This window comes from Rugamonas sp. (assembly GCF_025354735.1).
GTDB lineage: Bacteria > Pseudomonadota > Gammaproteobacteria > Burkholderiales > Burkholderiaceae_D > Rugamonas.
On record NZ_JANXMI010000109.1, the window covers coordinates 1 to 7,331 of the forward strand.

General features: G+C 63.0%; 8 protein-coding genes. 6 read left to right on the top strand and 2 right to left on the bottom strand.

Annotated elements, in window-relative coordinates:
• Positions 1-46: 46 nt before the first annotated feature.
• Entirely contained in the window at positions 47-1,000 is a 954-nt protein-coding gene (gene puuE, locus Q0S71_RS09380; RefSeq protein ID WP_295994167.1) for an allantoinase PuuE, read from the bottom strand.
• A gap of 105 nt (positions 1,001-1,105) precedes the next feature.
• On the opposite strand from puuE, the gene uraH reads away from it, so the two are divergent.
• Entirely contained in the window at positions 1,106-1,459 is a 354-nt protein-coding gene (gene uraH / locus Q0S71_RS09385) for a hydroxyisourate hydrolase (RefSeq protein ID WP_295994169.1), read from the top strand.
• A 4-nt stretch (positions 1,460-1,463) separates the two neighbouring features.
• Here the strand turns inward: uraH and Q0S71_RS09390 are convergent, their stop codons facing one another.
• Positions 1,464-2,699: a glutamate carboxypeptidase gene (locus Q0S71_RS09390; RefSeq protein ID WP_295994171.1), complete on the bottom strand. Its 1,236-nt coding sequence runs from the start codon at positions 2,697-2,699 to the stop codon at positions 1,464-1,466.
• Between the two features lie 122 nt (positions 2,700-2,821).
• Between Q0S71_RS09390 and Q0S71_RS09395 the strand changes: the two genes are divergently transcribed.
• The 5 genes from Q0S71_RS09395 to Q0S71_RS09415 all read left to right on the top strand — a co-directional run.
• A complete protein-coding gene (locus Q0S71_RS09395; protein WP_295994173.1) occupies positions 2,822-3,076 on the top strand; it encodes a type II toxin-antitoxin system Phd/YefM family antitoxin in 255 nt (84 codons plus the stop codon).
• Positions 3,066-3,377, top strand: a complete 312-nt coding sequence (locus Q0S71_RS09400) for a type II toxin-antitoxin system RelE/ParE family toxin (protein ID WP_295994177.1) — start codon at positions 3,066-3,068, stop codon at positions 3,375-3,377. The genes Q0S71_RS09395 and Q0S71_RS09400 overlap by 11 nt, the downstream gene beginning before the upstream one ends.
• A 130-nt stretch (positions 3,378-3,507) precedes the next feature.
• Positions 3,508-4,779, top strand: a complete 1,272-nt coding sequence (locus tag Q0S71_RS09405; RefSeq protein WP_295994179.1) for an HlyC/CorC family transporter — start codon at positions 3,508-3,510, stop codon at positions 4,777-4,779.
• Positions 4,780-4,989: 210 nt separating this feature from the next.
• Complete coding sequence (pilB, locus tag Q0S71_RS09410) at positions 4,990-6,723, top strand: type IV-A pilus assembly ATPase PilB (RefSeq protein ID WP_295994181.1); 1,734 nt, start codon at positions 4,990-4,992, stop codon at positions 6,721-6,723.
• Positions 6,724-6,733: 10 nt separating this feature from the next.
• The coding region (locus Q0S71_RS09415; RefSeq protein ID WP_295994184.1) for a type II secretion system F family protein at positions 6,734-7,331 on the top strand (598 nt) is incomplete at its 3' end.

Sequence of the window (7,331 nt, forward strand, 5' to 3'; positions counted from 1 at the left end):
CGATGATGCCGGGTATCGGCGCATGCGTATAGCGTGCGCCTATACCTCATTCTACATAGGGATGGGTCGAACGCCAGTGCTCCGCGATGTCGATGCGGCGCGTGATCCACACCCGGTCGTGGCGCTGCACGTAGTCGAGAAAGCGCGCCAGCGCCGCCGCCCGCGCGGGCCGTCCGACCAGCCGGCAGTGCAGGCCGACCGACAGCATCTTCGGCTGATTCAGGCCGGCCGGATCGCCCTCCGCGTACAGCACGTCGAAGGCGTCCTTCAAATAGTCGAAGAACTGGGTGCCGGAATTGAAGCCCTGCATGGCCGCGAAGCGCATGTCGTTGGTGTCTAGCGTGTAGGGCACGATCAGCTGCGGCGCGCTGGCGGGCCGGCCGTCGGCGCCGGTGATGGCGACGGTTTGCCAGAACGGCAAGTCGTCGCCGTAATGGTCGGCGTCGTAGCGGAAGCCGCCGTGTTCCACCACCAGCTTGCGCGTGTGCGGCGAATCGCGGCCGGTGTACCAGCCTTGCGGCGCGGCGCCGGTCAGCTCGCGGATGATGGCGACGGCTTCCCGCATGTGCTCACGCTCGGTCGCCTCGTCCATGTTTTGATACGAGATCCAGCGCAGGCCGTGGCAGGCGATTTCGTGGCCCAGCTGCTGGAAGGCGGCCACCGCTTCCGGATTGCGTTTCAAGGCCATCGCCACGCCGAACACCGTCAGCGGCAGCTGGCGCTCCTCGAACATGCGCAGCAGCCGCCACAGGCCGGCGCGCGAGCCGTACTCGTAGATCGACTCCATGCTAAGGTGGCGATTCGGGAAAGCGGCCGCGCCGATGATCTCGGACAAAAAGGTTTCGGAGCCGGCGTCGCCGTGCAGCACATTGTTCTCGCCGCCCTCCTCGTAGTTGAGGACGAATTGCAGCGCGACGCGGGCGCCGTTCGGCCACTGCGGATGCGGCGGCGTGCGGCCGTAGCCTATCATGTCGCGCGGGTAGTTGTCGTAGGTGGTCATGGGCGCTCGCATAGACAGAGTATCGCCACCATCATATAGGGACTCGCGTGCAACAGTATATGATTTGCACGATAGCGGCATACACTTCGATAGATAGGACGCATCATGGGAAAACTGAGCACACACGTACTCGATATCGCCAGCGGCAAGCCGGGCGCCGGCGTCAAGGTGGCGCTGTTCGCGGACCGGCCCGAAGGCAAGGTGCTGCTGAAGATGGACATCACCAACGCCGACGGCCGCTGCGCCACGCCGCTGCTCGAAGGCGACACCATGAAACCCGGCCTGTATGAACTGGTGTTCAACGCCGGCGACTATTTCGCCGCCCAGGGCCTGACGCTGCCGCAGCCGCGCTTCATCGACCTCGTCACGCTGGCCTTCGGCATCGCCCACGCCGACCAGAATTACCACGTGCCGCTGGTGGTGTCGCCGTGGTCGTATTCGACCTACCGGGGCAGCTGAGCTTTTACTTTCCGGGGCCGTACTCCATCAACAGCCGCGCCAGCAGGTACAGGCGCGGTGCGATGCTGCCCACTTCCAAGTACTCCTCCTCCGTGTGGGCGCCGCCGCCGACGAAGCCCAGGCCGTCGATCGACGGCGTGCCGACGCCGGCCGTCAGGCTGGAATCGGCGGCGCCGCCCGAATGCTCGAGCGTCAGCTTGCGGCCGATTTCGCCGTAGATGCCTTGCGCCTTCGCGGCCAGCGCGTCGATCTGCGGACTTTCGGCCATCGGCGCGAAGCTGCGCACCAGCTTCGCCGTGACCTGCGTCTCCGGGATCAGCTGCTGGGCGACGATGCGCCGCATGTCGCGCTCGACGCGGTCGAATTCCTCCGGCACCGCCACGCGCACGTCGGCGGTGACGCTGGCGGCGTCGGGTATCACATTGCTGCGCTCACCCGATTTGACGACCGTGACGTTGACCGTCGTTTGCCTGGCCGGGTCGCCCAGCGTCGCCAGTTGCAGCATCTGGTGCGCCGCCTCCATCGCCGCGTTGCGGCCCAGCTCGGGCGCGCTGCCGGCGTGCGAGGACTTGCCCTTGATCGTCAATTCGATCTCGCCGTTGCCCTTGCGCGCGATGACCAGGCCGTCGGCGGCGCGGCCCGGTTCCAGGTTGAAGGCGACGTCGTGCTGGCGCGACAGCTTTTCGATCAGCGCGCGGGTGCCGGCCGATCCCGTTTCTTCGTTGGTGTTGAGCAGCAGCGTGACGGTGCCGTAGTCGCGGAAGTGGAGCTGCTGGAGGATTTTCAGCCCGTAGATGGCGGCGACGACGCCGCATTTATCATCCATCACGCCGGGACCGTAGGCGCGGCCGCCTTCGATGCGGAACGGCCGCGCGGCGGCGGCGCCGTCGCCGAACACGGTGTCCATGTGCGCCACCAACAGGATGCGGCCGTGGCCCGTGCCCTTGAGCGTCGCGACGATGTTGTTGCCGAGCGCGGGCGCGGCCGACGACAGCTCGATTTTCGCGCCCAGCGCCGCCAGCTCGGTCATGGCGATGGCGCCGACCTGGCCCAGGCCCTGCGCGTTGTAGGTGCCGGAATCGATGGCCACCAGCCGTTGCAGCAGCGCCAGCGCGTCGCCCTGGTCCTGCTCGGCCTTCTCGTAGACCGCCGCCATGGGCGCCGCGTGGGCCAGCGGCGGCAGCGACAAACTGGTCAGCAAACCCAGCGCGGGAACGATTGCACGAGAATTGAGCCGCATCTATCCACCTCTTTCAAAAACAGCAAGCATGCCATAAAAAATGGTCCATCGGTGGATGCGCTTGCATGCGCATAAAAATACACATAATATTGCACTGATAAATACACTATATTTTCTCTATCATGAATCTGACCAATGCCATTTATGCCTCATCGACGGTGAGCATTACCGAACTGCGGCGCAACCCCGGAGCGATCATCGAAGAGGCCGGAAACTCGCCGGTGGCCATCCTCAATCACAACCGTGCCACCGCCTATCTGGTGCCGGCGCAAGCGTTTGAAGCGATGATGGACAAGCTCGAAGATTTAGAGCTCGCCGAAATCGTCAAGCAACGGCGCGGCGGAAAGACACTGAAAGTATCGCTGGATGACCTATGAGCTTGCATTCAATGAACAAGCGCTAAAGGAGTGGAAGAAGCTCGACGGCGCGATACGGGCCCAATTCAAGAAACAACTGGAACGCCGCCTGCACGATCCCCACGTCCCTTCCGCCCGCCTGCACGGCGCGGGCATGCAGAACACTTATAAAATCAAGCTGCGTTCCATCGGATATCGTCTGGTGTACGAAGTTCAAGACAACATTTTGACCGTCATCGTTTTGAGTGTGGGTACGCGCGATAAAAACCAGGCTCACAATATGGCGAGCCAACGCAAACCGCCGAAGTCATCGGCAACATAGTCTACCTTGCACGGAACCGGCCCTTGCCTTAGAATTCAAACCTCTGCGGCCGCGATTGCGGCCATGCCGCTCTGGGCCGGCGCCTCCCGGCCGACCAGTTTCCCACGCTCTCGCTTCTTGACGGTGACCCTTGGATACCGTGCCCTTTTGGGCGCAATTGCTTGCGCTCGCGCTCCTGATTTTATGCTCGGCCTTCTTCGCCATGGCCGAAACAGCCCTGATGGCGGCCAACCGCTACCGCTTGCGCCACCTGGCCAAACGCGGCAGCCGGCGCGCCGCCACCACGCTGTGGCTGCTCGACCGCACCGACAAGCTGCTGTCGCTGGTGCTGATCGCCAACACGCTGATTAACGCCATGGCCACCGCCCTGGTGACGGAAATCGCCATCGCCGGCTTCGGCCGCGACGACAACGTCATCACCATCTCGACCGGCGTGGTGGCCTTTTTGCTGATCGTGTTCGCCGAGATTTCGCCCAAGGTCATCGGCGCCACCTATCCGGAAAAAATCGCGCTGCCCACCAGCGTCGTGCTCAAGCCGCTGATGACGGCGGCCAAGCCGGTGATCTGGTTCGTCAACCTGTTTGTCAGCCTGGTGCTGAAACTGTTCCGCATCAAGGACGGCGACCAGGCGCACGAGGCGCGGCTGTCGCCGGAGGAGCTGCGTTCGGTGGTGCTCGAGGGCGGCCACTTCATGCCGCAAAAGCACAAGAGCATCCTGCTCAACCTGTTCGACCTGGAAACCATCTCGGTCGAGGACATCATGACGCCGCGCTCACAGATCGAGGCGCTGAACCTGTCGATGCCGGTCGAGGAGATCAAGCGCGAGCTGACCACCTGCTACCACAACAAGCTGGCCGTCTACGAGGGCGAGATCAACCAGATCGTCGGCATCCTGCACGTGCGCAAGGCCGTCGCGCTGCTCAACCAGGAGTCCGAGCTGACGGTCGAGCATTTCCGCGCGCTGCTGACGACGCCCTATTTCATCCCGCAAGACACCGGCCTGCTGACCCAGCTCCAGTATTTCCAGGAAAACCGCGAGCGGCTCGGCATCATCGTCGACGAATACGGCGAGGTGCAGGGCCTGGTCACGCTGGACGACATCATCGAGGAAATGATAGGCGAGTTCACCACCTCGATGCCGGGCGCGGCCCGCGCCGACACCTTCAGCTGGAACGCCCAGGGCGAGTGCCTGCTCGAAGGCGCGACCGCGCTGCGCGACATCAACAAGCGCCTGGGCCTGGGCTTTCCGCTGGACGGCCCGAAAACCCTGAACGGCATGCTGCTGGAGTATTTGCAGGAAATCCCGGAGGCGCCGATCAGCGTGCGCATCGACGGCTGCATCATCGAAGTGGTACAGGTGCAAAATCAGTCGATCAAGATCGTGAAATTGATACGCCGTTAAGACACAAATACGACAAGGATACGACATCGACGGATGCGGCCGAGCCCGTTTGGCGCACCGGCCCGGTGTAGAATCAGCTTAGTTAGCGACTAAGTGAGCGACAAGGCTTTACAAACATGATGCCTCAAGGCATCATCTGATGAATAGTTAACATTGAGGCTACTGTGGCCGTTCATCTTCCCTAACTGAAGCTTTCCCGACAGCGCAACCATGGCAGCAGTTCTACCCAACGCGACGCCAGTGACGACCCCGATGCCGGGCCTGGCCCGAGCTTTAATGCAGGCCGGTCGCCTGAGCGCGCCGCAGGCCGACGCGCTGCAAAAGAAGGCGCTCGGCGACAAGCAGGCCTTCATCGACGTGCTGCTGGCCAGCGGCGCCATCGACGCCCGGGCCCTGGCCATGTTTTGTTCCGACACCTTCGGCTATCCCCTGCTCGACGTGCAGAGCTTCAATATCGAGTTGCTGCCGGCCAAGATCATCGACGCCAAGCTGATGCAGAGCCAGCGCGTGGTGGCGCTGGCCAAGCGCGGCAACAAGATGTCGGTCGCCATTTCCGACCCGACCAATATCCAGGCCCTGGACCAGATCAAGTTCCAGACCGAATCGTCGGTCGAGCCGGTGATCGTGCCGCACGACGCGCTGCTGCTGCTGCTGGCCAGCCTGAACAAGAGCAGCGAACAGAGCATCAACGACCTGGCCGGCGACCAGCAGGACATCGAGTTCGCCGAGGAGGAGGAAGCGGCCAACCCGGCGGCCGCCGCCGACGCCAACGACGTCGAGGACGCGCCCATCGTGCGCTTCCTGAACAAGATGCTGATGGACGCCTTCAATATGGGCGCGTCCGACTTGCATTTCGAACCGTTCGAAAAATTCTACCGCATCCGCTTCCGCGTGGACGGCGTGCTCATCGAACACGCCCAGCCGCCGATTTCGATCAAGGACAAGCTGGTCTCGCGCATCAAGGTGCTGGCCAAGCTCGACATCTCGGAAAAGCGCATCCCGCAGGATGGCCGCATGCGCCTGATTATTTCGCCGACCAAGACCATCGACCTGCGCATCAGCACCCTGCCCACGCTGTTCGGTGAAAAGACCGTCATGCGTATCCTCGACGCGACCCAGGCCCAGATGGGCATCGACGCGCTCGGCTACGACCCGGACCAGAAGGAAATCCTGCTCGAGGCCATCCAGCGTCCCTACGGCATGGTGCTGGTGACGGGCCCGACCGGCTCCGGCAAGACCGTGTCGCTGTACACCTGCCTGAACGTCATCAACAAGCCCGGCATCAATATTTCGACCGCGGAAGACCCGGCCGAGATCAACCTGCCCGGCGTGAACCAGGTCAACGTCAACGACAAGGCCGGCCTGACCTTCCCGGTGGCGCTCAAGTCCTTTCTGCGCCAGGACCCGGACATCATCATGGTCGGCGAGATCCGCGACCTGGAAACGGCCGACATCGCCATCAAGGCGGCGCAGACCGGCCACATGGTGTTTTCCACGCTGCACACCAACGACGCGCCGTCGACGCTGACGCGGCTGATGAATATGGGCGTGGCGCCGTTCAACATCGCCTCCTCCGTCATCCTGATTACGGCGCAGCGCCTGGCGCGCCGCCTGTGCACCTGCAAGCAGCCGGTCGAGATCGCCGACGACCTGCTGCTCAAGGCCGGCTACAAGCCCGAGGAACTCGACGGCAGCTGGAAACCCTACGGCCCGGTCGGTTGCGAACGCTGCAACGGCGGCGGCTACAAGGGCCGGGTCGGCATCTACCAGATCATGCCGATCACGCCCGCCATCGAAGCGATCATTTTGTCCAATGGCAATGCGATGCAGATCGCGGCCCAGTCGGAAAGCGAAGGCGTCAAGTCGCTGCGACGGTCCGGCCTGGTCAAGGTCCGCAACGGCCTGACCAGCCTGGAAGAAGTGCTTGGCTGCACCAACGAATAGGACACACATCATGGCCACATCGAGCAACGTCAATCAGGTCAAGGAATCGATCTTCGCCTGGGAAGGCAAGGACAAGAGCGGCAAGACCGTGCGCGGGGAACTGCGCGCCGGCGGCGAAGCCGTGGTCAACGTGACGCTGCGGCGCCAGGGCATCATGGTGACCAAGGTCAAGAAAAAGGCTTACCGCAGCGGCAAGAAGATCACCGACAAGGACATTTCCCTGTTCACGCGCCAGCTGGCGACGATGATGAAGGCCGGCGTGCCGCTGCTGCAATCGTTCGACATCGTCGGCAAGGGCCACGCCAACCCGTCCGTGTCCAAGCTGGTGATGGATTTGCGCGGCGACATCGAGACCGGCACCAGCCTGAACCAGGCGTTCCGCAAGTATCCCCTGTATTTCGACCCGCTGTTCTGCAACCTGGTGGGCGCCGGCGAACAGGCCGGCATCCTGGAAGACTTGCTGACCCGGCTGGCGATCTACAAGGAAAAGACCATCGCCATGAAGGCCAAGATCAAGTCGGCGCTGATGTATCCGGTGTCGATTCTGGCGATCGCCTTCATCGTCACGGCCGTCATCATGATCTGGGTGGTGCCGGCGTTCAAGGAAG